Annotated in this window: 23 protein-coding genes and 2 pseudogenes; 18 read left to right on the top strand and 7 right to left on the bottom strand. The window is 68.0% G+C overall.

Annotation, left to right across the window (positions count from 1 at the left end):
* Nucleotides 1-17 precede the first annotated feature (17 nt).
* Nucleotides 18-279 (bottom strand): annotated as a pseudogene (locus tag ACWGJ5_RS34765) (transposase); the annotation flags it as partial.
* A 672-nt stretch (nucleotides 280-951) separates the two neighbouring features.
* Between ACWGJ5_RS34765 and ACWGJ5_RS34770 the strand changes: the two are divergent.
* The 3 genes from ACWGJ5_RS34770 (at nucleotide 952) to ACWGJ5_RS34780 (ending at nucleotide 4012) form a co-directional block, all read left to right on the top strand.
* Nucleotides 952-1491 carry a GNAT family N-acetyltransferase gene (locus ACWGJ5_RS34770; RefSeq protein WP_453313617.1) on the top strand — a complete coding sequence of 180 codons (540 nt, stop codon included), beginning with the start codon at nucleotides 952-954 and terminating at the stop codon, nucleotides 1489-1491.
* A gap of 343 nt (nucleotides 1492-1834) precedes the next feature.
* Nucleotides 1835-3130, top strand: a complete 1296-nt coding sequence (locus ACWGJ5_RS34775) for a phosphatase PAP2 family protein (protein WP_453313648.1) — start codon at nucleotides 1835-1837, stop codon at nucleotides 3128-3130.
* A 186-nt stretch (nucleotides 3131-3316) separates the two neighbouring features.
* A complete protein-coding gene (locus ACWGJ5_RS34780; protein ID WP_453313618.1) occupies nucleotides 3317-4012 on the top strand; it encodes a hypothetical protein in 696 nt (231 codons plus the stop codon).
* 599 nt (nucleotides 4013-4611) lie between these two features.
* Here the strand turns inward: ACWGJ5_RS34780 and ACWGJ5_RS34785 are convergent.
* Nucleotides 4612-5271 carry a double zinc ribbon domain-containing protein gene (locus ACWGJ5_RS34785; RefSeq protein ID WP_453313619.1) on the bottom strand — a complete coding sequence of 220 codons (660 nt, stop codon included), beginning with the start codon at nucleotides 5269-5271 and terminating at the stop codon, nucleotides 4612-4614.
* A 375-nt stretch (nucleotides 5272-5646) separates the two neighbouring features.
* Between ACWGJ5_RS34785 and ACWGJ5_RS34790 the strand changes: the two genes are divergently transcribed.
* Nucleotides 5647-6402: an AAA family ATPase gene (locus ACWGJ5_RS34790; RefSeq protein WP_453313620.1), complete on the top strand. Its 756-nt coding sequence runs from the start codon at nucleotides 5647-5649 to the stop codon at nucleotides 6400-6402.
* A 278-nt stretch (nucleotides 6403-6680) separates the two neighbouring features.
* On the top strand, nucleotides 6681-7106 hold the full coding sequence (locus ACWGJ5_RS34795) for an HIT family protein (RefSeq protein ID WP_453313621.1): 426 nt from the start codon (nucleotides 6681-6683) through the stop codon (nucleotides 7104-7106).
* Nucleotides 7107-7135: 29 nt separating this feature from the next.
* On the opposite strand, the gene ACWGJ5_RS34800 is transcribed toward ACWGJ5_RS34795, so the two are convergent.
* Together ACWGJ5_RS34800 and ACWGJ5_RS34805 are read right to left on the bottom strand one after the other, a co-directional pair.
* Complete coding sequence (locus tag ACWGJ5_RS34800; protein ID WP_453313622.1) at nucleotides 7136-8272, bottom strand: transposase family protein; 1137 nt, start codon at nucleotides 8270-8272, stop codon at nucleotides 7136-7138.
* Nucleotides 8273-8495: 223 nt separating this feature from the next.
* Entirely contained in the window at nucleotides 8496-8906 is a 411-nt protein-coding gene (locus ACWGJ5_RS34805) for a cupin domain-containing protein (RefSeq protein WP_453313623.1), read from the bottom strand.
* 810 nt (nucleotides 8907-9716) lie between these two features.
* Here ACWGJ5_RS34805 and ACWGJ5_RS34810 point away from each other — a divergent pair.
* Nucleotides 9717-10043, top strand: a complete 327-nt coding sequence (locus ACWGJ5_RS34810) for a hypothetical protein (RefSeq protein ID WP_453313624.1) — start codon at nucleotides 9717-9719, stop codon at nucleotides 10041-10043.
* Nucleotides 10044-10742: 699 nt separating this feature from the next.
* On the opposite strand, the gene ACWGJ5_RS34815 is transcribed toward ACWGJ5_RS34810, so the two are convergent.
* From ACWGJ5_RS34815 to ACWGJ5_RS34825, 3 genes and pseudogenes are all read right to left on the bottom strand, one after another.
* Nucleotides 10743-11177 carry a hypothetical protein gene (locus ACWGJ5_RS34815; protein ID WP_453313650.1) on the bottom strand — a complete coding sequence of 145 codons (435 nt, stop codon included), beginning with the start codon at nucleotides 11175-11177 and terminating at the stop codon, nucleotides 10743-10745.
* A 147-nt stretch (nucleotides 11178-11324) separates the two neighbouring features.
* A pseudogene (locus ACWGJ5_RS34820) lies at nucleotides 11325-12463 on the bottom strand (IS1380 family transposase); the annotation flags it as partial.
* A 576-nt stretch (nucleotides 12464-13039) separates the two neighbouring features.
* Complete coding sequence (locus ACWGJ5_RS34825; RefSeq protein ID WP_453313625.1) at nucleotides 13040-13612, bottom strand: MarR family winged helix-turn-helix transcriptional regulator; 573 nt, start codon at nucleotides 13610-13612, stop codon at nucleotides 13040-13042.
* A gap of 188 nt (nucleotides 13613-13800) precedes the next feature.
* Between ACWGJ5_RS34825 and ACWGJ5_RS34830 the strand changes: the two genes are divergently transcribed.
* From ACWGJ5_RS34830 to ACWGJ5_RS34885, 12 genes are all read left to right on the top strand, one after another.
* On the top strand, nucleotides 13801-14343 hold the full coding sequence (locus ACWGJ5_RS34830) for a glycoside hydrolase family 25 protein (RefSeq protein WP_453313626.1): 543 nt from the start codon (nucleotides 13801-13803) through the stop codon (nucleotides 14341-14343).
* Between the two features lie 375 nt (nucleotides 14344-14718).
* The gene (locus tag ACWGJ5_RS34835) at nucleotides 14719-15600 is read left to right on the top strand and encodes a DUF6424 family protein (RefSeq protein WP_453313627.1); all 882 of its coding nucleotides are present in this window, start codon (nucleotides 14719-14721) and stop codon (nucleotides 15598-15600) included.
* A gap of 14 nt (nucleotides 15601-15614) precedes the next feature.
* Nucleotides 15615-16736: a DUF2235 domain-containing protein gene (locus ACWGJ5_RS34840; RefSeq protein WP_453313628.1), complete on the top strand. Its 1122-nt coding sequence runs from the start codon at nucleotides 15615-15617 to the stop codon at nucleotides 16734-16736.
* Nucleotides 16737-16916: 180 nt separating this feature from the next.
* Nucleotides 16917-17741: a hypothetical protein gene (locus ACWGJ5_RS34845; RefSeq protein ID WP_453313629.1), complete on the top strand. Its 825-nt coding sequence runs from the start codon at nucleotides 16917-16919 to the stop codon at nucleotides 17739-17741.
* Between the two features lie 18 nt (nucleotides 17742-17759).
* A complete protein-coding gene (locus ACWGJ5_RS34850) occupies nucleotides 17760-17972 on the top strand; it encodes a hypothetical protein (protein ID WP_453313630.1) in 213 nt (70 codons plus the stop codon).
* 28 nt (nucleotides 17973-18000) lie between these two features.
* Nucleotides 18001-19152 (top strand): hypothetical protein, encoded by a 1152-nt coding sequence (locus tag ACWGJ5_RS34855; RefSeq protein WP_453313631.1) that lies wholly within the window; start codon nucleotides 18001-18003, stop codon nucleotides 19150-19152.
* Between the two features lie 39 nt (nucleotides 19153-19191).
* Nucleotides 19192-19584, top strand: a complete 393-nt coding sequence (locus ACWGJ5_RS34860) for a hypothetical protein (protein ID WP_453313632.1) — start codon at nucleotides 19192-19194, stop codon at nucleotides 19582-19584.
* A gap of 3 nt (nucleotides 19585-19587) precedes the next feature.
* Complete coding sequence (locus ACWGJ5_RS34865) at nucleotides 19588-19863, top strand: hypothetical protein (protein WP_453313633.1); 276 nt, start codon at nucleotides 19588-19590, stop codon at nucleotides 19861-19863.
* Nucleotides 19860-20366 carry a hypothetical protein gene (locus ACWGJ5_RS34870; protein WP_453313634.1) on the top strand — a complete coding sequence of 169 codons (507 nt, stop codon included), beginning with the start codon at nucleotides 19860-19862 and terminating at the stop codon, nucleotides 20364-20366. The genes ACWGJ5_RS34865 and ACWGJ5_RS34870 overlap by 4 nt, the downstream gene beginning before the upstream one ends.
* A gap of 8 nt (nucleotides 20367-20374) precedes the next feature.
* Complete coding sequence (locus tag ACWGJ5_RS34875) at nucleotides 20375-20749, top strand: hypothetical protein (RefSeq protein ID WP_453313635.1); 375 nt, start codon at nucleotides 20375-20377, stop codon at nucleotides 20747-20749.
* The gene (locus tag ACWGJ5_RS34880) at nucleotides 20746-22464 is read left to right on the top strand and encodes a hypothetical protein (RefSeq protein WP_453313636.1); all 1719 of its coding nucleotides are present in this window, start codon (nucleotides 20746-20748) and stop codon (nucleotides 22462-22464) included. The genes ACWGJ5_RS34875 and ACWGJ5_RS34880 overlap by 4 nt, the downstream gene beginning before the upstream one ends.
* Nucleotides 22464-22808 (top strand): hypothetical protein, encoded by a 345-nt coding sequence (locus tag ACWGJ5_RS34885; RefSeq protein WP_453313637.1) that lies wholly within the window; start codon nucleotides 22464-22466, stop codon nucleotides 22806-22808. The genes ACWGJ5_RS34880 and ACWGJ5_RS34885 overlap by 1 nt, the downstream gene beginning before the upstream one ends.
* Nucleotides 22809-22826 lie beyond the last annotated feature (18 nt).

A 22826-nucleotide genomic window follows, 5' to 3' on the forward strand; every position in this document is an offset into this window, starting at 1 on the left:
CTGATCTCGGAGCGGTTCACCGCGGCCAGGGCCCGCTGCAGCCGGCCGGTATCAACCCGGCCGCGGGCGACGGCGGCGTAGAGCCCGCCATGACCGCGGCGGTGTTCGCCGACCAGCGACAGCTCGGCCAGCGATCTCACTGGCCCGTCGCCGCACAGAACGGCGTCAGCCAGCTCGAACAACATCCGAACGAGCGGTGAGGCAGGAGTAGAACTCTCCCCGGAAGCATGACAGTTCAGCCAATGCCTCTTGCCGGGCATCGCAATGCAGCAGACTCATCGTCACGGCCTTCGTGCTGGACGTGTGTGTTCCTTGGTCGGAGCACATGTTCAGACGAAGGCCGCTTTGACGTACGGCGGTTACCGAACCGAGTGATCAAGTTCGAGGCACCATTCGACGTCGACCGTTAAAGATCAAGCTAGCCCTTGACCTTGCGGTCGAGCGCGTCGTCCAGTGCGGCGGCCATGCCTGCTCTGTCGCCGACCGCAGGAGCCGCGGGTTGGCTCGGCCGGTGAGGTGCGGCACGAAGGCCGGGCCGCTACCACCTGCTGCTCGCGGCCAAGCGGCCGGTGCAGCACGGCTGGTGGTGGAACAAGGACGTGGCCCGCGACAAATTCCGCGACCGGGCCGACCATTACAGGGGCAGCATGCCCCGGGCCCGCGTCACCCTGTCAGACGAGCGCAGCGGCGACGTGCTGGACGCATGGCCCAACCAGCGGGAGGCCCTTTGCCCGTGTGGTTCTGTGCACGAATCCCGACAGCAGATGTACGGCACTTCGGGAGGCGGCCCGCCGCTGCCAAAGTCGATGTTCACGAGAACGGGAGGCATCCCGTCCCTGGCAGACGTCGCTTGTAGGGCCCGGCCCCCTTGGCGAGGGTGGGGTCCTGGCCGATGGGTTGATCGGTCCGCGAGTCTTGATCGCTGCCGAGCCTGCTGATTGGCTGGCCAGTATGACTGAGCTCGGACCCGTCGCCTGGCCGCCTGTCCCGATCAGGACCGAGAGGCTCGTGCTCCGTGAGCCCGAGGCCCGGGACCGTGCGGCGTTCATCGAGCTGCTCGCCTCGCCAGAGGTGCACACCTACCTCGGCGGCCCCCGGCCGCGTGACGAGCTTGAGCGCGAGATGTCCGGGGCGCCCGAGCAGTGGCCCGGGAGCTTCGTCGTTGATCTCGACGCGTCGATGATCGGCCAGATCCTGCTCAGGAGAGCAACGGGGCACCGTCGCCCGGCTGCCGCGGGGAAGGTGGATCTCGGCTACCTGTTCCTGCCGCGGGCGTGGGGATTCGGGTACGCCGCCGAGGCGTGCGCGGCGGCACTCGGCTGGCTCGCCGGCGCGCTTCCCGGCGAGCCGGTGGTGCTCACCACCCAGACCGCCAACGCCGGCTCGATGCGCCTCGCGGCGAAGCTGGGGTTCACCGAGGTAGAGCGGTTTGAGGCCTGGGGCGCCGAGCAGTGGCTCGGCATGTGGTCCCCGGTCACGCCGTCCGATTGAGCTCGTGCTGCCCGTTCGATGCCGGTGATGTGGAGCAGGTGGTCCTGCCCGGCGTACTGCATCAGCAGCCGGTCGGGTGGCGGTAGGAGTGCGTTCATGCTGCAAGACGGCGTCGGCGGACGCTTCGGATTCCTCTGGACAACCGTGGGCAAGGCCACTTGGCCGGCGGAAGTCAGCGCGCCACTCCGATAGCATGTTCGAACTCGCGATGACTACCTCGCTTTCCTCTATTCAACCTATATCGGATAAATCGGTCAAACAATTGATATCCAGAGCGTCGCGAGTGTTTTCGCGAATAAACGGCAGATCTGTGCTGGCGGCCGCGTGGCGTCAACGGCGAGCCATGCTGTGGGCCGCAGCGGGCGTGGCGACTCTTGGATTCCTCATCACACTGGAGATCGCCGGACACCACTATGGGCAACCGGGGCCGATCACCAGCCTGCTGAGTGGACTGATATTCGCCCCGAAACCGGGGCCGCTGTACGGCGGTATGGCGTTGATGATGGTGGTGCTCACCTGGCGGCAGCGTTTCATCGCGGCTGGTGTCGCGATCGGCATCGACGTCGTGTTCGTGCTGGTGCGGTGGACGGTCGACGTCAAGACGACCGACGGGCATTTCTTCGGCAACGGCGCGTTGTGGGTGATGTTGGGCTGTGCGGTCATCGCTGTCACGCGCCGCACCGGCGCCGAACGCGTCCTGCTGGTGAAGGGCGTCGGGCTGGGCCTGCTACTGGCGGTCGCCCGCAAGTCCGGAGATACCTGGCTACTCATCACCTCCAAGACCCGTCCGGCAGTGCTCGACCAGTACGTGGCCACCGCCGATCACGCACTGGGCAACCCCTCGTGGCTGGTGGGCCGGATGGTCAGGGCCACCGGCCCGATGGGCACGCATCTTCTCCACTTGGTCTACGCCCAGCTTGCGGTGGCCGCGATCATCGTCGCGCTGTACCAACTGCGCAACGTGGCGGTCGAGCGCCGCTTCCCGCGCCATCATCTGGTGCGCACCTTCCTGGTCATCGGCCTCCTCGGCCCGGCCATCTACATGATCTTCCCGGTGGTCGGACCGGTCTTCGCCTACGGCCCGGGCGCCTCCGGCACCGGCGGCGTGCACTGGGCGCTGGCCAACCTGTGGCCGGACACGCCGCCGCCGGTCAACACCCCACACCCGATGTCGTACGACGAGATCACGCCCCGCAACTGCATGCCCAGCCTGCACACTGCGTGGGCTACCGCGATCTTCGTCCACACCCGCAGCGCCCCACGGATTCTGCGGTTCGCGGGCACGTTCTGGCTGATTGCCACGCTCAGCGCAACGCTGGGATTCGGGTACCACTACGGCGCGGATCTTGTCGCTGGCGTGGTGTTCGCGCTGACGATCGAGGCAGCGCTGCGCTCGCTCGACCGCGGCTGGGACCGGCCAGGAATCCAGCTGGTCATCTGCAGCGGCATGGTCTTTGCCGTGCTCTTGGCGTCGTACCGCTGTCTGCCGATGGAGATGGCCAGACACCCGTGGGTGTTCGGGCCACTTCTCATTCTGGCGATGACCTCAGTGGTCTACGGCTACGTACGGACCACCAAACTGTGGGAACCGACGGCCGCACCAACACGGCAACCGGAACCGCGACTCGAACCAGTTTGATCTTTTTCGCATCAGGTTGTGGCTGAGTGATCTCGTAGACCACGATGAGAACCCCTCCGGGCAAGCCGGTGTGCACGGCTCCTGTCACTTTGCCTTTACAGGTTGTGCAACCGGGGCATTAAACTCGCCACTCCTGACGGCACTCGTGCGGCTGGTTCGTACGCCGTGCGGACGAGCGAGGCTTCCATGTTCGGGGAACAGATGCGGGCGTGGGAACTGCCTGGGGCAGAGGGCTATGCGACGTTCGAGCGGGTTCTCGAGCAGGGGTTGCACTCCCAGCAGGTCACTGACATGCTGCGTCGCCCTGGCGGGACACTCGACCGCGGACAGCTGCGTACGCGAGCGCTGCAGGCGCGGGACGACATCGCCGCTGCTGCGGCTGTCGAATATCGCAGAGCCGTCGAGACACGGTCGGGCGTGGCCGCCAAGACGGGAGACCGCAGCACGAACGACGTGTCGAGGCCCGGTGCGTTGAGCGCCGGAGGCGGCCTGCTGCCGCTGTTGGCAGTGCTCATACCGACTCTGGCCGCGGCTGCCGCCATCACCTGCTTGATCATCGGATTCACTCTGCTGACCCTTGGGGCGCGCCGCTACATCGGCGACGGACTGATCACAGCGGGTCTGATTGCTGCGGCCGTTGCCGTGGGAGGGGCGGTCGGGGATCTGGGGTACCTGATCGTGACGGCGGTTCGCAATGGGTCGGCTGATCTCGCCGACGGGCCAGAAGGTACCGCGTCGGACGTGACGTGTGCTCGTGAGGAGTGGGAGCTGGCCCTGCTGGAACGGGGAGTTCTCCCGTTTCTGCTCGGTCGGATCGAAGAGAATCTCGCAGCGAACCGCGAGAACTCTCCGGACCGTCGGTCCGGGCCCGGTCTCGTCTAGGAGCAGCCTCTGGCTTGGACGCACAGTAGCCGAGGGCGACGCGCTCATCGTCGGTGCGCAAGGCAGGACGGTCACCGCCTGCGACCTGGCCCGGCCGGTGCCGGAATTGGCCGAGCAGGACACCGTCGGACACGCCATCGAGCAACTGTGCCGACGGCGAGCCTCCCTGGCCGTCGCCCGGGTCACCGACGGGCACCTCGCCGGCATGGTCACCCCGGACGACGATGCTCGCCCGCCTCTTGCACCCTGGGGCGGCGTAGCATCAGCCGTCGGGCATCGCTCCCTGCTTCCTGCCGTTCCTGCTCGGACCGGTCGAAGAGTTCCGCAGCGGAACGCGAGGCCGTCCCGCCCACCGGTCCGCGCGCGATCTCTGATGGGACCTCCAGACGTGTATCTGCCGTGCTCGGGGCCGATCCGCTGGCTGTACGGAGTGCGCTTCCTCCAATTACTGCAATCGGTCCGGCTCCGGGGGTGAGAACGCCGAATGTGACGAGCACGAGGAGTGCGGCGCCGAGCAGCAAGCCCGACTCGAACACGTGAGGTGACGGGAAGCCGCGCGATTCCATGCGTCTTCGCGCTCCCGGCAGCCGGGAACCGTGCTATTGCCGAGTGCCGCACCCCGGGCAGAAGACCGCGCTGTCCGGCACGACTGCGGAGCAGGAGGCGCATGAGGTGGACTGGGCCAGGTGATAGCCGCAGCCGGAGCAGAAGGCGGCGCCGCGAGTCTCGGTGCGGCACTGCGGGCAGACCAGCTGCCGGGGCGTGGTGGGGTCGTACCCCTGCCCCGCCTGTTGGCCCACGGCGTACGCCCGCTGCGAGGCCGTGTCGTTCAGGCCGCGTTGCTGGGCTGCCATGGCCTCGGCCGCTGTGTCCGGGGCGCAGTTCAGGCACAGTCCCTGCGCCGCGTTCCAGCAGCGTCCACAGACGTAGTGGGTGCATCGCGCACAGCGGTTGAAGTGTCCTTGCGCATTGCCGATCGCCCGCTCGAAAGCCTTGTCGCGGGCGGGCCCCCAGCCGGCGCCCGCGAGTCCGTCGGCTGCGGAGGTGAGCCCGCCGCCGGCCCGGCCCAGCATGCTCCAGGCCATGTCGACGCCCTTGCCGAGCCAGGTGGCGGCCCGCTCACCGGCGTACGGCTCGAAGGGCGAGCGCCAGGTGTCGTAGCAGCGGGAACATGAGAACTCGAACTGGAAACCGGCCCCCGTACCGTTGCGCTCGCACAGGTCACGGTAGTTGTTGCTGAAGTAGATCTCGCTGCTCATGTGGTCCCCCCACAGTTCAGGCCGTCGGCACACTGCCCTACGACGCCGGCGGAAGGCTACTGGTTCTCGTCATGGATGACCTATTCAACGGCAGGGGCCGCCCGTCACAGTCCCGTCGGGGTCACTCCTCGATCACCATCACGGCCGACACGTGCGCGAGCCCGCCCCCCGAGGCGGACGTGACGATCGCCGAGGCCGCAGCCCGGCTCGTACCGCGCGCCCGCGCTGTCTCCAAGAACGACGCTCCGGAAGCCCAGGGCGAGGCCGAGGCGGGGGAGGAGAACGTGGTCGGCAGGCTGTCAGTGCCTGGATCTATGGTCAGGGCATGACTCCGATAGACCCTGCCGCATCGAACTGGACGAGAACGGGCAGCCGATGACCCGCCATGGCCAGGGCTTTGTCCGCTATGTCGCGCTTGATTCGCGAGTGGGCACCGGCCGATACCCCTTCAGCCTGCCGGTCGTCACCCGCCTCGCCGGCATGGACAGGCTCGATCTGGACCCGGCGGTGACGTTCCTGGTCGGCGACAACGGCTCGGGCAAGTCCACCTTGATCGAGGCGCTGGCCACGGCCGCCGGGTTCAACGCCGAGGGCGGTTCCCGGTCCTTCCGGTTCGCCAGTCGGGCCACCGAGTCCGATCTGGGCGATCACCTGACCGTGTGCTGGAACCGTAGACCTCGCACGGGTTTCTTCCTGCGCGCGGAGAGTTTCTACAACGTGGCCACCGAGATCGAGCGGCTGGACGAAGGCTCTGGGAAACTGCTGCAGGCCTACGGCGGCCGGTCCCCGCACGAACGCTCCCACGGCCAGTCGTTCCTCGACCTGGTGCACCACCGTTTCGGCCCGAACGGTCTCTACGTGCTGGACGAGCCGGAGGCAGCCCTGTCGGTGCAGGGATGCCTGGCGATGATGGTCCGGATCCGGGAACTCCTCCAACAAGGGTGCCAGTTCGTGGTGGCCACGCATTCGCCGATCCTGCTGGCCATGCCCGGCGCACGAATCCTGCAGATCGAAAGCGATGGCACCATTGAGCAGGTGGAATACGAGCAGGCCGCGCCCGTCGCCTTGACCCGCGCGTTCGTCAACCACCCTGACCGCTTCCTGGACCGGATGTTCGCCGAGGAGGCATAGACCAGCCCGTTCGACGGCGCTCTCTGTCCGGACATCCAGGACGAGGCATGCACGCGCCGACACTTTTTCGCCAGGAGATGCGGTCAGCGAGTACCGCTTCCGCGCGGGTGTGGGACTTCATTTCGCGACAACACTTCCCGGCCTCCAGGACAAAAAGCGGCTCCCGAAGTGGGCAACAAACACCTTCGGTTGAGAGGTTCTGGCTCAACTTTCATGGTGCCGCGAGCGTAAGGGTCCCGATCGGTTGCGAGCTGGCGGCGTGTGGCAGTGTCGTCTGCATGTCGTGCCCCTTCTGCCGGCTCATCCGCGAAGACCGTGCGCAGTGGGTAGCCCCTGGGACGTCCGTCTGCGCGTTCACGCCGCTCGACCCTCTCGCTCCAGGCCACACCCTGGTGGTGCCGACGGCTCATTACGCCGACGTCTTCGACACGCCCACCGAGGTATTGGCCGAGGCAGTCGAGCTGGTCCAGCGTCTGGCAAGGGCCATGCGCTCCGGGTTGAACGCGACTGGGGTGAACGTCCTCAACGCGAGTGGTCCGGGCTCGGAACAGTCGGTACGCCACCTGCACTTCCACGTCGTTCCGCGGTGGCCGGACGATGGCATCTCCACCTGGCCTACCGGGAAGTCACAGCATCGCGTCGCCGGTGACCCGGCCGTGCAACTCGCCGCCGCACTGAGCGCCGGCAAGCACCACAGAAGTTGAGCCAGAATTCGAGAAGGGACAGCAGACGGTCACAACTTCGGGAGGCGCCACAGCACACCGGGAATTCGAACACCGAGTGAGCCGCTTGCCGCCGTCAGAGAGAGCGGCTGGCGCTCTCCAGCGCTGCGTTGATGCTTTACGACGGTGGCAGGTGCCTTCCCACGGCGGACGAGAAAACACGTTGGCTCGCTGCCGCCGAGCTGCGACCATGCCGCTGTTTTCCATACGGAGGGGCTGGCCGGCGGGGCCGGGTGGTTCGTACACATTCCTGCCAGGTGGCTGCTCGGACGTAATTGCGTACGGTGTGCCGGTTCAAGCCCAGCTCGCGGGCTGCGGCGTTGAGCGAGCGACCGGTGTCGGTCACCGCGTGCACCGCCTCGAGCAGGCGCTTCGCGTGGCGGCGGGCTGGGGTGTCGGCCTGATCGGACGGTCCCGCCGGGTTCGCTGGTGGCGGTGCCGGTTCGGGTTCGGGAACTGCGGCGGGTAGGCAGCCGCGGTGGGCGGCGGCGATATCCCCGATCCGCTTCGACAGCCCCTGCCACAGGTGGAAGCGGTCGCTGACCTGCACCGCGTCCGGGGCGCCGTCGGTGATGCCTTGGCGGTAGACCAGCGAGCCGCCCGGCAGACCACCTCAACACCGGGGTGCGTCCGCAGTCAGGCGGCCGGCTGCTCGGCGTCGCGCCCGGCGACAGCTCGGTCGGCAACCGGCTGTCGGCATCCACCAGCAAGGTTGCGTAGACGTCCGCGTACAGCGCGAAGTCGTCCACGCCCAGCCCCCGCGGGGTCGCTGCCGCCGGAAGCGACAAGCGCACCAAGTGGAACAGCACGCTTGTCCGCGACAGCGCCGCCTTCAGGATCTGCGGGAGCCGGGCGCCGCCGCGGCCGGCGAGTAGCACCCCGGCCATCTCCACCAGGTGCTGCAGCAGTGGTCTGCGGCGCTGGTGGCGCGCCGTCAGCCCCTCAACTTGCTCGGCAGACGTCCGCCGACCGCACTCCGGGCTGTCACAGAACAACCGCCGCACCGACAGCCCGATCAGCACCGGGCGCCCACCGACAGCGACATCGGCCAGCGTGCGGCAATAGCGACCGTGCACCCGCGCAGAACCGCGACTGCAGTCCGGACACGCCACCGTCAAATCGCGGGTGCAGGCCCCGATGCGGACCACGCCGCCCGCCGCTCACACTCATTCCACCCGCACCGCATCGAGGTGCGGAGTCATGATCCGTACGAGGTCATCACACTCGCTGACAGTGCCGCCACCCGTGACGGAGCGTCACCCACGTACGGGGGCACACCCCAGCTTCACGGAAACCTTGCCAGGGCCCACGTTCACTTGTACGCCGACCCTGCTCGACCATGGCGCAAATAGAGTCGCAAACGGGAGGTCATCAAGGCTGGGTGAACCGTAGGTGTCGTCGTTCGGCCAATTCCTCCGGGCTCACCACGGTCAGAACCGCGGTACCCGGCGGCGCGAACATGGTCACCACCAGCTCCGACTGCGCGTCCGGAAGGTTGTTGGCGCCCAGGTAGTGGATCACGTCGCCGCCGGGCTCGAACACGGCGTCACCGGCCTTGAGTACCCGGGGCGGCTGCCCCTCCAGCTCGAAGAGGATCTCGCCCTGGGTCACGTAGCCGAAGAGCGGCCCGGGGTGCCGGTGCGGCGGCGCGCCGGGGTCACCGGGGGACAGGGTGACTCGGACAGTCCTGGCTTCGGAGCCTGCCGGGATCCCGGCCGTCGCCTCCGGCAGGATAGCGATCACCTCAACGCCCGGGGGCAGGTGTGCGTGCTCAGCGCTCATGTATTTCTCCAATCAGTGAAGTGTCCACAGTCAAGACAAGACGGCCTCCCGGTCTGTGACAGCCCTACGCGGCGAACCGGCCCAGGGCCGCCACGTTCGCCAAGCCCGGCGTCCCACCAGCAGCTGAAGCACTCCGCGTCTGATGGAGGCTGCTGCCTGTCCCGACTCCCCACGCCTCGGACCGGCTACCGGCTCCACCGATCCCACAGCGGTTCACTGCGCAGGCCCTACTGGCCAGAACCAGCGCACCGCTCACGCCGCCGCCCCGGCATCCGATGCGCCTGTGGTGAGCGGACCCCGAGATGCAGACGACCACGTCCGCATTGCCGCCTCCATAGTGCGCCCGAACGCGAGCGGTGCCGCCTGGGTTCCAGGGGGCGCCGGAGCGAGAGGCCGAGGACGTCGCGTGCGGCCCGGCGGCGCGTCGAACTGGGAGCGAGCACCGCGATGAGAGCACTGACCGTCACTGTTGCACCAAATCCCACAAGCGGCTGCTCCTGCTCACCCGGGCCTGACCCGCACCCTTGCCCTGCCGGGTCCCGTCGGGGCCAGCCCTACGGGACCCAGCAGAGGGCTCCAGCGACGAGCGCGGTCGGGACGGCGGGGACCGGGCGCCCGAGGACGGCGAGCACGATCACCGCTGCGACGGCGGTGACCACGACGACCGTCTCGCCCGTGTTGGCGGTGTCGCTCCTTTGCTGTGTCCGGTTCCGCTTCGCGGTTTCTGGAGTGGGTGCTGAGCATGCCTACTCAGGGCATGTGGGTAGGGGACCCGATCACGGGAGCCAGCCGGCGCGGTTGGCTGGGATCATGAATACGACCCCATATCAGCAGGACACCGAGCGCAGCATCCGGAGATGGTCCGGCTGGGGGCTGGGACTGCTGTTGCCGATGATCGTCCTCAGCGTCGTCCCGGTCCTTGCCAGCGTGCGCGGCAGCCGGTGCGTGACGGATGGTGATGAGTGTTCACATGTTCCCGGCATACTCCTGTACGGCTGCTTCTGGACCGCTGTTGCCGCCGGCCTGGTAGCGCTGTTGTGGCCTCGAGGTCGGTGGACCGGTGCCAGGCGTGGGGCTGTTGTGATGCAGTGGACGGCTCAGGTCACGCTGGCCTTCCTCATCCTCAGCTACGCCTGATGTCCGGTAGGACGTCTTGCTTGGGCGTGGCGGCCGCCACGCCATGCTGTCCGGAGTGCTGCGCTCCACCGGCCCGGGGCCGACTGGCCCCGGGTCCGCAGCCGACGTCGCCTGATTCTGCCTGGCGATAGCCGGGCGCCACGTCTGCGGCCGCGTATGACGAACTGGCGGTATAGGCCCGTGACTTCCTCACCCGGTTCAGCGCCGTGGCCGGGGCGCTGTACAGCATTGTGGAGAACCACACTCACCGCCTGGGGGCCAGCGGGCCCGGGGGCGCGCCTGGCTGTCCCGGGTCCCGTCAGGGCCCCGGTCCCGTGCGAAGTCCCGGCAGGGGGTTTCCCTCGTGCCCGGCCGACGGCTGGTCGCCGCGGGAGGCGGACTGCAGCAGTTCGGCGCAGACCACCGGAAGGGCTGCCCCGGGTCCGAACCAGCTCCCCTGAAAACGCCGGCGGCCCCCACTCCCCGCGGGTCCGGGCCGCCGTTGGTCGCCGAATGCGAAGGCGTCATACGAGGCGCCCCACGAGGCTCCTCATCCGGCCCCCGGCAACCGTGTTTGACCTGGGCGGTCAAGGGATAGCCGCTGCCGCCAAACAGCACCGACAACTTCCGTACGACGCTCTCGGGAGTTCGGCCCGAGGGATTTGCCCGCCTTCTACCGGTCCACGCCGTTCGAGGCCCGGCGCGCCCGGCGCCCGCCGGTCAGTCTTCGACTACCTGCATGTGGTGCTTCAGTTCCTCGGCGATACTCGCCATGTCTCCAACCGCGGGCATGCGCCAGTCCGTTTCGATCCCCCGCTCCACGGCGCGCTCCGAGGTGAAGCGGATCAGGTCCGGTGAGGACAGGAACGTGTCGCGTAGCCAGGCGATGAACACGGCTGCTTCGTCGGCGGTGTTGTCGGTGAGGAGGACCGTGTCCCGGCCTTCATTGGTGGCGAAGCCGTCGAACACGATTCCGTCCTCCATCACGGCCCAGAAGCACAGCCGCAGTTGGCGGCCCTGCTCGGTCTCGTAGCGGACGTCGTGGAACGCCGCGTCAAGCGCGGCACCGAACGCGGCCAGGTCGAGGTTCCAGCCGGCGGGGTTCTTGGCGGGTGCGTAGAGCAGGTAGGTCGTCTGGTATTCGTCGAGGTCCACAGCGGGAGGCGTCCTTCGTCGTTCGCGTTCGGGGCTAGGGCACGTACCGGGAGGTTCCGTTGACTTCCTGGTCCGCCATGAGTGTCTGCCAATAGGCGGCAGCGGCCTAGTCGTTGTCGTGATCTCCAGGCCGCGGATTGCCGCAGAGACCTTGTTCCGGGCCGTTGTGTGGAGAGGAAGGTTGCGCAGGCCAATGGTCCGGGCGGCCCGGATGCGGTCCTCCGCGCGGGCCGCAGGCGGTGGCGGAGTTCGAGTTCGGCGATCGGCCGGCCCGTGGTGTGGGTGGCGAAGCACGTGATCCGCATGCCGTCCGCGTTTGTGATCCTCAACTGAGCGCCGGGGTACGGTCGTTCTCTGCGGATGATCAGCCGCATGCCCTTCGGCCAACTGTCCAGCAGACTGCCGGTGAGTTCGGTGACCCAGGCGCCGTCGCGAACCTCGCCATTCGTCTCGATGGCCGAGGTCCAGGCCGTGTCCGGGACCTTCAGGACGTGCTTGTGGATGGCTGCGGTGATGACCATGCCGACCGAGTAGGACAGTCAACGGCCCCGCTTCGCCAGCCAGGACACGAAGTCATGGGTGCCGCCGGCGGAATCCGTGCGGATGAGCGTCTGTCTTCCCCGCCGGTACTTCTTCGGAAGTTGGGACGAGGCAAGTTGGGCAGTGGTGATGTGGTCGACGGCCGTATTCGAGCCTGCGCTACCCGGTCTGAGGAGGGCGGCGACCGGCTCTCCGGTTCCGCCCGGGCCGTGGTCGGCGAACGCGGTCAGCGGATGGTGGCCGTAGGTCTTCTTCCAGGTTGCGGCCGCGTCCTCCTTGTCGGAGTGTGCGATCACGAGGACGCCGTCGAGATCCACCGTGACCTGACCACCAACATCCGGCGCTTTCTGGCCCGCCAACGACCAGATCCGGTTGCGGACTTCGGCCCGGGCGGCCCGGACGGCCTGCAGGGCCTTCTCTCCCGAGGCGGCGAGGGTGTCGATCAGGCGGGAGACCGTCGGATCGGAGGCGACCTGGCCGAAGAGGGCCGATTCGGCCCGCAGCATGGCGATGTCCGCGAGGCAGTCTCCGCCGAGCGCGAACGCGAGCGCGACGTCCAGGAGGACCTTGCCGGGATCGTGGACAGTCCGCGGCTTGCGCTGAGGAGCGAGGGCTATGGATATCGCCTGGTCAAGTCCGGTCTTGCGAATGGTCTCCACAAGCAGGACGGAGCCGGCGTGGGAGACGACCTGGCGGCCGTCGCCCTGGACCCGGACACGCGGGTAGGGCCCGGTGGGGTTCTTCACCTGGAAAGTGCCTCCGGCTTCAGCAGGAACAAGGACCTAGACAATCCTCATTCTTGCTGGTCAGGGGCATTTTCTGCTTCGCGGGCCAGCTGTCGGACACTCCGCATCATGAAACCGCGAGGCTAGCTAGCACTTGCCCCCCTGACGGACTCACTGCACTGCCTCGCCCCCCTGGCCCGCGGAGGCTGTGCGCGGTGTCAAGGCGTGGCGGCTGCACCTGCGACCGCGTGCCAGGGAAGTGGCGTCGAAGGTCAGGCGGATGGGGTCGATCCGGCCGTTGGTGAGGTGGAAGTGCTCGGCGGTGCGTCGGGTTCCGATGGCCGGGACCGGGGTGAACGTCGTAGACCAAGGTCGCATCGGTCTCGCCGTAAAGTTCCCTGACCAGGTCGTCGCCGGTCACGATTCCCAGGAACGCGTCCAGGCCGCTGAGGTGCTCGTGCGTGCTGTCCGAGGTCAGCAGTGGGCTCTGGACATGGAAAGGCCCGCTGAGAGTTCGAGCGGCGGCGGGGACGGCGTCGCGGGACCGGGCTTGGTGGTAGGTACGGACGGTGGTGCGGGTCGCGGTCATGGCCGCTGTCATGCGGTGTCCATTCCTTCGGTGGCAGCAAGGTGGGTGGCGATGAGCTGCTGGTTCTGTACAAGCCGCAGGCACAGGTGGCGGAGCTGGTGCAGTTCGGTGTCGCTGAATCCGTGGAACAGTGCCGCCATCGCCCGCTGTGTCGGTGTCCGGAACTCGTCCAGCCACGTCAGGCCGGCGGCGGTGATGCGGACGACGACGGACCGGCGATCGCCGGGGTCGGGATCGCGCCGGACGAACCCTTCGCGTTCGAGTGTGTCGACCAGACCGGTGGCGTTGCGGGGAGTCATGCCCGCGGAACGGGCGAGCTCGCCGAGATTCGCCCCGGCTTCGCCGAGCGTACGCAGCCGGATCAGGACGTCGCTGGCTCCCGTGCTGAGACCCCGGCCTTCCGAACCGTGGGTGCGAAGCCGCTCAACGGACCTGTGCGCGGCGCGCGCCGCGGCCGCCGCCTCCAGTCGCAGGGTGTCATCCCCTGCCGTGAACGCGGCTATGGCCGTGCGGACTTGGGGGTCGTAGAGCAGCCCGGCCCCGTCCTGGGCGAGCTCCTCGGATTTAGTTACGTGATTCATAGTGAAGTAGTACCGCGATCTGGTGAGTGCGGTCAAGAATCGAAGACGTGCCAACCGGGCCGGATCAAGCCCTGATGACGGGAGCTCAGGACAGATTGCCTGCTCAACTACCGCCCGCCCGAGCACCACTTGGCCGATCGGCGTATTCTCAAAATGCGACAAATCCGGGCCGAACAAAGGAGCTCGTCATGAGCACCAAAGGCATCGACGTGTCGTCGATCCAGCCGGACAGATACGACGTCTCAGGGCTCGACTTTGTGTTCATAAAGATCACAGAGGGTCACAGCTACACGAATCCCAAGTGGGTCGCCCAGAGGCAGACCGCTCGCAAAGCCGGCCTGGTCACCGGCTTCTATCATTTCGCTCGCCCCGGACCGTACGAGGTGCAGGCCGACTTCTTCCTATCCAAGATCAATCTTGCGGAAGGCGACATCCTCGCCCTGGACTGGGAAGACCCAGCAATCTCGGGAGCGTGGAAGGACGCGTGGATCAAACGGGTGCAGCACAAAGCCCCCGGCCACAAGGTGCTCCTGTACTGCAACCGTGACTTCTGGGTGCACCGCGACACGTCCTCGTTCGACGGTGACGGCCTGTGGATCGCCGAATACAACGGCCATCCCGGAAAGCCCGACATCCAGCATCCCTGGGTATTCCACCAGTACACCGACCAGCCCTTGGACAGGGATCTCGGGAACTTCAAGAACAAGGCAGAGCTGGTCGCATGGTGCTGACCGCAGCGACCGTGACGCCCAAACCGCTGGGACCGCCCGGCCCTTGATCGCTTCGACGTCGCGAGCATGCCGCAGTAAGCTGGTCGAGTAGACGGAACACGTGTGCGTGGCGGGCTTCGGTCGCCGACACACCGCAATCCAGTGGAGTGTTGGTTTTCACCGGCCGGCTGACCATTCCCTGCCGCCGGAGAAGCGCGGGTTGTCGTGCCGCGTATGCACCGCGCCTCGCTGCTGCGCTGCTGCACAGTCGGCGCTGCCGCGGCGCCCGAAGCACTCGCAAGGGGCTGCCGGGAAAGCGGCTCGACAGCGGAGACGAGGGGGGTTCGCCCCGCGAGCCGGGGGAGCTGTCCGTGGGGCCGGCCGAGGAGGCCAGCCATGGCACAACCCGAACTCCAGTCCGGTGGCGTCGAATCGGAGAGCCATCCGTGGCAGATCCGCCTCGTCGAACATCCGAAGCGGTTCGAATCAGAGCAATTCCGTGCCGCCAAGGAAACGGCGCACAAGATCCTCAGCCAGATGAACGACGCCGACCTGCCCTACGGTCCCCGGCCCGTGGATCCGGGGCCGGAGCCGAACGGTTCCGAGCACTGGGAGATGCACCACGGCGGCAGCCTCTGGGTCAAGGGAGCCGACCACTGGCTGATGTTCCGTGCCCGGGTCGGTATCGAGTGGAGCATGCAGTTCTGCGCCGACCCCACGAAGGTCGACCGGCTCCGCCAGGAGGCCGCTGAACTGATCGCCGCCTTCCCGCACACCTTGCCCGCCCTGACGCAACTGGGCTATGAGCGGGCCGAGGAACTGCTGCGCACGCCGATCAAGGACGCCGACGGGGTCGAGGCGTGGACCGACTCGCTGTTCAACTCGTGCGTGCCGCTGAGTCACGGGAACCACCAGGGCATCCTCCCCGAGGTGCCCGGGGAACACCACTATCCATGGCCGGTGAAGGGCGCGGACTTCGTCCGGTACGACGACTTCAAGCTGTGGGTGACCCTGCCCGACGGCACCCACGGAGCCGTAGCTCCGGTGGACCGCCGCGGTTCGGGCGACGGGAAGGTCCGTCTGACCTTCGTCCCCGAGGGCAGCGAGGCCGCCCCGTCGATCGCGGCGGCCCAGGATCACGGGCTGATGGCGGTCCTGCCGGCGGACAGCGACGTGGCCATGCAGGCCTTCGAGCGGCAGATCACTCCCGGCCGGCACACCGCCGCCGGTCCGCTCGCGGCCGGCGCGGCACGGCGCGGCAATGGCGTCCACGGCTAGAACGGAGCACGGACATGCCTCGCGCGATCGTCATCTGCCTCGACGGCACGGGCTGCCAGGTGGGCGCGAACAACCCCACCAATGTGGTCAGGCTCGTGGAGATGCTGGACGCGAACGATCCGGCCCGGCAACTCGTCTACTACGACCCCGGCGTGGGGACCATGTCGTCGCCCACCGCCGGCGGACCCATCGGCCGTCGGCTCTCCCGCCTCTGGGGGCTCGCCTTCGGCAGCGGTCTGCGGACCAACCTCGCCGAGGCGTACACGTACCTCATGCGAGAGTGGCATCCCGGCGACCTGGTGTACGTGTTCGGGTTCAGCCGTGGCGCCTACACCGCCCGAGCCCTCGTCGGCATGCTCAACAAACCTGGCCTCATGCGTCCGGGCTCGGAGAACCTCGTTCCGTACGCGGTGGCGAAGTACGCCTTCAACCAGGACATCGACAAGAGCGAACAGGAGGTCGCCCGGTTCTCGCACGCGTTCTGCCGGCGCACCGAAGACGAACCGCTGTGGGAGGAGGTCAAGCAGAACAACCCGCGGCAGGTCTCGCACCACGCCCTGCCCGTGGCCTACCTCGGCGTGTGGGACACCGTGAAGGCGGCCGGGCTCCTGCGCCTGGGCAATCTGCAGTGGCCGTACACCCACCAGCTGCCGAACGCAGCCCGCATCCGGCACGCCGTGTCGCTCGACGAGACCCGCCGCCCCTACCACGAGTTCCTGGTGACGCACCGGCCGGCGCGTCAGGACAGCGCCGAGGAGGTGTGGTTCGCCGGAGTGCACTCCGATGTCGGCGGTACCTTCGACCACACGGAGGGCGCGCCTCTGCTCTCCGCGATCCCGCTGAAGTGGATCATCGACGGTGTCACCACGGACCTCGTGTTCCGGGACAAGGCCTACCACATGACGTGTGCACTCACCGACGAGTTCGCCGGTGCGCCCGTGCACCACAACGGCCCGCTGTGGAGCCTCGTGGGCCGGCGCTCCCGCCCCCTGCCCGGCGACGCCGTGCTGCACACCAGCGTCAGACTGCGCCGGGAACGGGACCCCGGGTACCGTCCGGACCTGCCGGATCCTCAGCAGCCGGGACGGTGGGCTGACCCTGACTGGACGAAGCCCTTCCCGCCTCCCGGTGGATGAGAGAGACTCCCCTCTTCCCCGGAGAAAGTCCTTCTGCAATTCACACGAATGCGCCCTCGGCGGATTCACACGCCAGGCAACTCGCCGGGCATATGACGGGTGCACCGTCACGGTTCTGCTTTACTGGGCCTCGCCGCAGTATCCGCACGCCACCTCACGGAACGGCGAGACCCCACCGCCATGGGACAGTTCTCCGACACCGTATTGCTCTCGCTCAGCGATCCCGATCGCCTCAAAGCCGCTCTCGTCCCGGCGAACGACACCACCGGGATTCTCACCCTGCTCCACGCGATCCATGAGTTCACCTTCGCTCGCCTCGACCAGGTCCAGGACGTCACCATCGGTGACATCGCCCTGCAGCAGCCGTTCTTCCCGTCCCGGCGCATCACGGGTGACCTGACCCGGACCTCACCGAGCTACTGCAGGTCCGATCTGCGGCTCGACGTGGCCCACGAGCCGATCTGGGCCGACCTCCTGGTCCGCGTCCATGCCGAGGTGATCGCCGAGGTCGAACCCGGTGGCGCGGAGTCCGTGGTGACCCGCATGGTGGACGCCGTCGACACATTGGACGACTTTCGCAGACAAGTCCCGTTTCTCGATGTCGACGAATTCATGAGCCGCCATGGCTTGGCGACGGTCGATGATCTGAGGAACGCCCACGAATACTTGGTCACCGAGTACCGTCTGCGCACGCCTCCGCCATTCGATCCCGTTGATCCGGGCAACGCTTACAGACTCGAGATTCCACTCGCCGTCCTGGCGATGGATTCCCTCGACCTGACTGGGGGGCTGCGGGCGGCAAAACAGCTGCGGGCGGCCACCGAAGACGTGCTGACTCCCGCTCGGCCTTCCGCGCTGAGTGAGGCGAAGGCGCCGTACGCCGTGGCCGTCGTCTTCCCGGCCGCCCCCGCTCCCTCTCCCTCACCTGATCCGCAGGTCAAGGACATCACACAGCTGTTCGCCCGCGAGGACGTCCTGAGTCTGTTCCTCAGCAACCCCCCGTGATCGAAAGGAGGCTCCGCCGTGTCCGCGTCCAAGGAAGCACCCACACCGAGCGCCAGGGCCAAGTCCGTCCAGTCCGGCAAAGCCCAGGACCTCGGCGCGCCGCCCGCGCCGGCCCCCGACCCCAAGCCCGCCGAGATGTCCGGGGCCCCCGCCGCCGTGACGACGCCGCGTCCGCTGTCCGCACGCGAGCTGACCGCACTTCAACGGAAGTTGCGAGCGAAATACCACTGAGGAAGGCCCCACAGAACGGAGACGGCGGATGACCGTCAGATACATCAGAGTCAACCCCACGGTCGACCTGTTCGCGCCCGTCACCCGGGCCTTCGGCGACATCGCGGTGATCGGCAAGGTCTCCGCCCCTGCCTCGCCCCCGCCCGACCTCGCGCAGGTGGGGGTGCCGGTCAAGTTCACCGATCCAGCCGAGGCCCACCGCTGTGCCCCCGGCGACCTCGGCGACTCGATCGGGATCGCGTTCGAGCAGTCCCCTGGCCCCTCCCTCGTGTGGGGCGTCCGCGTGGACTCCACCAACCCCAACTACGGTGCCGCCCTCGACATCGTGGCAGGACTCGACGTCCAGCTCGTGGTGCTCGCCAACCTCCCCCTGAACCCGACATCGGGTGCGACCGGGACCAGCCCAGGAGCGATCACGCAACTGGTCCGGCATGTGCAGGCCGTCTCGGACACCGGCGGCGACGGCAAGGAGCGGATGGGCGTGGCCATGCTGGCCACGGACTCAGCCGATCCGACGATCGTCGTAGGCGAGCTGGCCAGCGACCGGATGGTCTACATCGCGCACAAGAGCGGAGACGACGCCGCCGCCGCGGTGGCCGGCACCATCGCCGGCCACGCCCCGCACATCTCGATGCTGCTGAAGCAGGTCCAGATCACCAGCCCGCCGTTCACGCCGTCCCAGATCCAGACCCTCAACGGGACGGAGACCGAGACCGGTCCCGTCCCCTCGGGCCCGGCCGGACTCGGCGTCAACTGGCTCACCACGCCTTCACTGATCCCCGGCCAGGGGGTGTACATGGGTGAGGGATACACCGGCAGCAGCGCCCCCGGCAAGAAGAAGTTCATCGACATCGTGCGGACCGTTGATGACGTGTCCTTCCGTCTCAAGGCGCAGCTGATCAAGGCGATCGGGAACCTCCGGATCAGCCGGTCGGGTCTGCGGGCCCTCATCGGACAGATGGAGTCCGTCCTCGATCCGCTGCAGCGGGCCGAGGTGCTCGACTCGTACACGATCGACATTCCGCTGCTACGCCTGCTCGACAAGGATCCGGCGACCCTGACCGCCTCGGAAGGCGCACAGATCAACAACGCCCACGCCCAGCGCGTGGTCGAGTCCCTGGTCACGGTCGAGTACGCCGCGGCGATGCACCGCCTCAACATCTCGCTGAAGTTCCAGTAGTCCGAGAGGACCCGTGGTCCCCACAGAAGGAGAGCTTGCATGGCTGACTGGAACACCAGGTTGGAGGTCATGCTCGGCGACGCCACCATCACGCCGATCTCGACCTTCACGCCGACGTTCAACGTGCCCCACACGGTGATCCACAGCATTGAGGCGGACAATGTCGGCTATGTCCGGCAGCCGTTCACCTTCACGTTCACCATGGCCGTCCCTGCCGTGGCCGCGGCGGTCGCCGATCTGACCGAACTGGCCACCGACGGCAAGGAGTTCTCGATCGCGGTCGCTGAGAAGAAGGGCACCGACTGGGCGTTCAAGTCCCTTAAGTTCGCCCGGTGCATCGTCACCTCGGCGAGCCCCAGCAACGTCGTCGTCGAGGGTGTCCCCCACGCGAGCTTCAACTGCATGGCCCTGACCGTCGGACTGGAGGCGTGAACCGTGGCCGACGAGGACGGGACGGTTGCCCTGCCGTCGTTCGACGGCGGCGGCCGGGTCGAGCGCACCGGCATCGCGCTGGTGCACGAAGGCGAGTACGTCGTCCCCGCGGCGGCCGGCGAGGCGGTCCTGTCCCCCGCCGGGTCCGACGGGACCGTGGTCAACTTCCACTTTCCGGTGGAGGTGAAGATCGTCGGCGCGTTGGGCGACGATCACCTCCAGCAGGTCGCGAGGCACGTCTTCGGCGAGTTCGAGCGTGAGCTGACGAGCCGGCTGTGAACGGTGCGAACACCCCGGTGCTGGTCGGCGCGGTGCCGCTGCTGTACGTGCAGTCCATGACGATCCGCGAGGGGTACCGGATCGAGCGGATCGCCGGTGGCCGCTTCTCCCAGGCCACCCAGCCCACCACGAAGACCATCGCCATCGAGGCGCTGTTGATCGGGCCGGAACGCCTCCTGCTGAAGAAGGCGCTGGAGGTCATGGCGCTGACGTCGCGTCTGCTCGTCTCCACGGCGGCGCCGCTGCTGGCCGTGGCCGGTATTCCGGTGGTGTCCAGCCTCACGATCAGCCTCGACATACAGATCACCGATCTGCGGTTCACCCAGAACCTGCAGAAACGGGAGGCCCTCGACGTGAGCATCACTCTGCAGCACGTGCCGAGATCGGCGATCACGGCGGCGATCGGAGAGGCCGCCGATCGCGCCCTCGCCGCCGCGACGGCCGCCGTACCGAGCGGCCCTCCGCCGAACCCGATTCCCCGTACGCCGCGAGGCCCGATGTAGCTGGAGGGATGGTGGCAGCGCCGAGCTACCTCCGTTTGCCGATCGAGCCCGCCGAGGGCTTCCCGCAGGCGTTCCGGCTCCAGCTGAACGCCAGGATCTACCAGTTCGACCTGTATGTGAACGCGGCCGAGGACCTGTTGCGGACCACCGGCGTGGACGCCGTCCTCGACCTGCCGACGGCCGGCGCGTTCCTGGTGCTGCGGGTGGCCCGGGAGGAGCCCTCCGGGCTGGTCACGACGCTGCGCCGCAAGCTGGTCCAGGGGGTCGCGTACAGCGCCGCCGAGCTGTCCCTGACCTTTCCCACCATGCGGGTGGCCCGGCGGAACCTGAACGGCGCCGGCGAGTTCGGCTCCGAGGTGGTGGGAGGTGTGGCGCTGCGATGAGCCTGATCATCTGGTACAAGGTCGAGATCGCCGAGCTCACGTCGGCCGGTACTCCGTCCGCCACCACCGCCTCGCTGCTGGGCGCCGGTCTTCCGGTCACCGCCTCGAACGACGTGCTGAGCGGCTCGATCATCCTGGACGCCGACATCACCGTCACGATGACCGAGGGCGCCGCCGCCGACACCTTCGAGGTCACCCTGGTGAACCTGCCTGATGTGACGGTGGACGTCATCCGGGCGAAGGTCACCACCACCCCGCTCAAGGTCGTCGTCAGCCTGGGGTACTTCGACGACCCGGCCGCCAGGAGCCTGAAGCCCGTCCTCGAGGGGCGCCTCCTCAAGGTCCACAGCAGCGTGGACCAGGAGGGCTCGTCCCGTACCGTGCTCAGCGGCCAGGAGGAGGGCGGGTTCCGGCTCCGGAACAAGACCGTCGCCCAGAGCACGCACCCGCCGACCGACGCCACCGAGTTCGCCCGGAGGGTAGCTCAGGAGGCCGACGTGGAGCTGGCCAAACGCTCGGCGCTGCCGGGCACCCTGTCGGACTTCACCGCCGCCAACGGCTCGGCGCTGGACATCCTGCGTGATCTGGCGCGCCGGGCGGATGTGCCCCTCGTGGTCCGGGACCGGACCGTCTGTCTCGGGCCGGCCGTCGGGGACCCGAGCGACATCGCTCCGGTCTCCTTCGATCCGGACCGCAACCTGGTCTCCCTCGACCAGTGCCGGGCCGAGGACGCGGTGGCCCGTTACGCACCGAACGCATCGGCTCCCGCACCGGCTCCGGTCACCACGCAGACCGTACCGATGCGTGCGGCGCTCGACCTGGTGGCCCTGGGACACCCCGGGCTGCGGGTCGGGCAGGTCGCCTCGATCACCGGGGTCAAGGGCGTGCCCGACCAGACGATGCGGATCAGCGGCGTCATCCACCGGTTCAGCACGCGGACCGGCTATACCGCCAAGGTGAAGCTGGTGGTCGCCGAGCCGGGGAAACGGGCGCAGGTCGGCGGCGGTGTGCAGGGCGTGGTGGACCGCTGGCAGGACGTCGTGGAACGCCGGCAACAGGAGCGGCCGGCCATCGACGTCGGCGAGGTCACCGGCTACGCGCCCGGCCGCGACGGCAAGCACCTGGCCTCCCTGCACTACGGGCAGAGCCCCTCGGCCGAGGTGGTCGCGCCCAGCGTCGCGGCCCCGGTCGACACCACGGTGGACCTGCACAACAAGCCGGTCGCGTCGCCCTTCGCGTTCCACAACTGCGGCCTGATCACACCTGTGTACCCGAAGATGCGCGCCGTCCTGGCGCACAACCGGGGCCTCGTCAACGACGCGGTGGTGACCGGGTTCCTCTGGCCGGAGAAGCCCGCCCAGGCCCGACCCGCCAACCAGGCCGGTGACTACTGGCTGGCCCTGCCCACGCAGCTCGGCCCGGGCGGGTTCCCGGTCGGCAAGGGGGCCAACGATCTGACCGACGCGGCCGGGTACCGGGTGGTGCAGGTCGCCGGGCTGCATCTGCTCGTCGGCGCCGACAAACTGCCGGCCGTCGGCACCCGGCCCACGCCCCCGGCCGACAGCACGATCACGATCGAGCACCAGAGCGGCACCAGGATCGCCGTCGACAAGGACGGCAACGTCAGCATCACCACGGCCGCCGACAAGAAGCTGACGTTCGGCAACGGCAAGGTCAGTCTCGCGCTGGACGGCCCGTCGGTGAAGGTGACCTGATGCCCAGTGTGCTCACCACCGCGTCGGTGCTCCAGTGCATCCACGGCGGCACGCTGACCGTGCCGGCCGGCAGCACCGCCCTCATGGTCGACGGACAGCCAGTCCTGGTGCAGGGCGACCTCGCCGGCGCGGCGATCGCCGGCTGCGCCAACACCAACGCGTCCGCGGGCCAGACCCCGTGCCTGAAGGTGACCTCCGTCCTCACCGGCCTGAGCACCACCCTCACCGTCCGCGGCCAGCCGGTCCTGCTGGACACCGCCCAAGGGCTCACCAACGCAACACCGCCCACACCCGTCATGTGGCAGGTCGTCTCGGCCGGCCAGACCAAGCTGACGGCCAAGTAGCCGGCGAACCCAGGAGGA

The organism is Streptomyces sp. NPDC054783, assembly GCF_053611725.1.